Raw genomic sequence first — 2,998 nt, 5'->3', positions numbered from 1 at the left:
ACAGAATGATGTCACGCTGAAAATGCCGGCCTTTGAATGGGTTCATGTGCAGCTCCATCAGCAAAAGGGGATGATAAGTTTATCACCACCGACTATTTGCAACAGTGCCACTTGACCTGATAGTTTGGCTGTGAGCAATTATGTGCTTAGTGCATCTAACGTCAAAATCAGCGGCGCGTTTTTATGCGTCCGCTGGATTTACTTGTTGTGCGGCGTCGCAGACTCATTGAGCAACCTTTTTGCCTGCGCAATTACAGTTCTCGGAAGCTCGATATTCAGAGGTTCTGTCACGCTCTTGAACAATTCGAGACTCCACGTCCACGTTTGATGATAGGCTGCACATAGTGCTCTTGGTTCTGCACTGCTTGTGCATGCCAGATAGCGATTATACGAGTCCTCCGAGATATCCTTTTCGAGCGCGCGTGAAGGTGTCGGCCAGTGGTCTGTTGCCCCTTCGTGGAGTCGAACCAGCTTGAGTAGGTTTTCATGTGCTTTGCTGAGCAAAGCCCAGGCGCGAGCGTACTCTCCCCGATTTAAAAGATTGGCCCCAAAGAGCATCAGGCTGATGAGGTTCAACACAAGCCCTTCCACCAGCGGCGCGCCTTCACGTATCGGGGGACCGCCCACGAGAGCGCTTGCGTACCTTGACAACTCTCCTGATCGGTCCAACAAAACAGCCGCCTCAAGCGAGGGAAACCACCCATAGCCTTGCCAAGTGGAAATGACCGGTATGTCCGATTTTCGCATGAAATGGAATTCACCGCGAATGCCGTTTTCAAAAAGTGCGGTGTGGTGGCCGAAGTCGTCCGGAAAGTAAGCAGCAACCGGACTTACGGCATTAAGCCACGAGCGCTGATCGAAATTTTCAAAATGGTCATCCTGGATGAACACTGCGAATTCGATATCAGAGAACTCGTCACCCTCTCCGATAGCAAATGAGCCGAACATCAATGCCGCGATTATTCGTGCATCCTCATGACAACCTTCCTTGAAGAGTTCGATCATTTTCAGTTGAAGCATAGAAATATCCTTTTATTGAAGCCACAGATTATGAGGAAAGGTATACGCAGATTTTTGTTTTTTTTCGTCAGCACAACGCCGGAGTTAAGCCGCCGCGCGTAGCGCGGTCGGCTTGAACGAATTGTTAGACATTATTTGCCGATTACCTTGGTGATCTCGCCTTTCACGTAGTGGACAAATTCTTCCAACTGATCTGCGCGCGAGGCCAAGCGATCTTCTTCTTGTCCAAGATAAGCCTGTCTAGCTTCAAGTATGACGGGCTGATACTGGGCCGGCAGGCGCTCCATTGCCCAGTCGGCAGCGACATCCTTCGGCGCGATTTTGCCGGTTACTGCGCTGTACCAAATGCGGGACAACGTAAGCACTACATTTCGCTCATCGCCAGCCCAGTCGGGCGGCGAGTTCCATAGCGTTAAGGTTTCATTTAGCGCCTCAAATAGATCCTGTTCAGGAACCGGATCAAAGAGTTCCTCCGCCGCTGGACCTACCAAGGCAACGCTATGTTCTCTTGCTTTTGTCAGCAAGATAGCCAGATCAATGTCGATCGTGGCTGGCTCGAAGATACCTGCAAGAATGTCATTGCGCTGCCATTCTCCAAATTGCAGTTCGCGCTTAGCTGGATAACGCCACGGAATGATGTCGTCGTGCACAACAATGGTGACTTCTACAGCGCGGAGAATCTCGCTCTCTCCAGGGGAAGCCGAAGTTTCCAAAAGGTCGTTGATCAAAGCTCGCCGCGTTGTTTCATCAAGCCTTACGGTCACCGTAACCAGCAAATCAATATCGCTGTATGGCTTCAGGCCGCCATCCACTGCGGAGCCGTACAAATGCACGGCCAGCAACGTTGATTCCAGATGGCGCTCAATGACGCTTAGCACCTCTGATAGTTGGTTCGAAATTTCGATGGTCACCGCTACCCTCATGATGTCTAACTTTGTTTTAGGGCGACTGCCCTGCTGCGTAACATCGTTGCTGCTCCATAACATCAAACATCGACCCACGGCGTAACGCGCTTGCTGCTTGGATGCCCGAGGCATAGACTGTACCCCAAAAAAACAGTCATAACAAGCCATGAAAACCGCCACTGCGCCGTTACCACCGCTGCGTTCGGTCAAGGTTCTGGACCAGTTGCGTGAGCGCATACGCTACTTGCATTACAGCTTACGAACCGAACAGGCTTATGTCCACTGGGTTCGTGCCTTCATCCGTTTCCACGGTGTGCGTCACCCGGCAACCTTGGGCAGCAGCGAAGTCGAGGCATTTCTGTCCTGGCTGGCGAACGAGCGCAAGGTTTCGGTCTCCACGCATCGTCAGGCATTGGCGGCCTTGCTGTTCTTCTACGGCAAGGTGCTGTGCACGGATCTGCCCTGGCTTCAGGAGATCGGAAGACCTCGGCCGTCGCGGCGCTTGCCGGTGGTGCTGACCCCGGATGAAGTGGTTCGCATCCTCGGTTTTCTGGAAGGCGAGCATCGTTTGTTCGCCCAGCTTCTGTATGGAACGGGCATGCGGATCAGTGAGGGTTTGCAACTGCGGGTCAAGGATCTGGATTTCGATCACGGCACGATCATCGTGCGGGAGGGCAAGGGCTCCAAGGATCGGGCCTTGATGTTACCCGAGAGCTTGGCACCCAGCCTGCGCGAGCAGCTGTCGCGTGCACGGGCATGGTGGCTGAAGGACCAGGCCGAGGGCCGCAGCGGCGTTGCGCTTCCCGACGCCCTTGAGCGGAAGTATCCGCGCGCCGGGCATTCCTGGCCGTGGTTCTGGGTTTTTGCGCAGCACACGCATTCGACCGATCCACGGAGCGGTGTCGTGCGTCGCCATCACATGTATGACCAGACCTTTCAGCGCGCCTTCAAACGTGCCGTAGAAGGCACTGTTGCAAAGTTAGCGATGAGGCAGCCTTTTGTCTTATTCAAAGGCCTTACATTTCAAAAACTCTGCTTACCAGGCGCATTTCGCCCAGGGGATCACCATAATA

General features: G+C 53.4%; 2 protein-coding genes and 1 pseudogene. 1 reads left to right on the top strand and 2 read right to left on the bottom strand.

The annotated features are described in order from the left end of the window. Nucleotides 1-198: 198 nt before the first annotated feature. Nucleotides 199-1,020, bottom strand: a complete 822-nt coding sequence (gene lnu(F) / locus ACJHWR_RS25155; RefSeq protein ID WP_000939727.1) for a lincosamide nucleotidyltransferase Lnu(F) — start codon at nt 1,018-1,020, stop codon at nt 199-201. Between the two features lie 84 nt (nt 1,021-1,104). Beyond that, nucleotides 1,105-1,943 (bottom strand): annotated as a pseudogene (locus ACJHWR_RS25150) (AadA family aminoglycoside 3''-O-nucleotidyltransferase). A 148-nt stretch (nt 1,944-2,091) separates the two neighbouring features. Here ACJHWR_RS25150 and ACJHWR_RS25145 point away from each other — a divergent pair. After that, the coding region (locus tag ACJHWR_RS25145) for an integron integrase (RefSeq protein WP_250276745.1) at nt 2,092-2,998 on the top strand (907 nt) is incomplete at its 3' end.

It is taken from the genome of Escherichia sp. WS568 (assembly GCF_046486085.1).
Classification (GTDB): Bacteria; Pseudomonadota; Gammaproteobacteria; order Enterobacterales; family Enterobacteriaceae; genus Escherichia; species Escherichia coli.
Note: the sequence above shows the minus strand (reverse complement) of the source record. Positions and strands in the feature narration are given on the sequence as shown.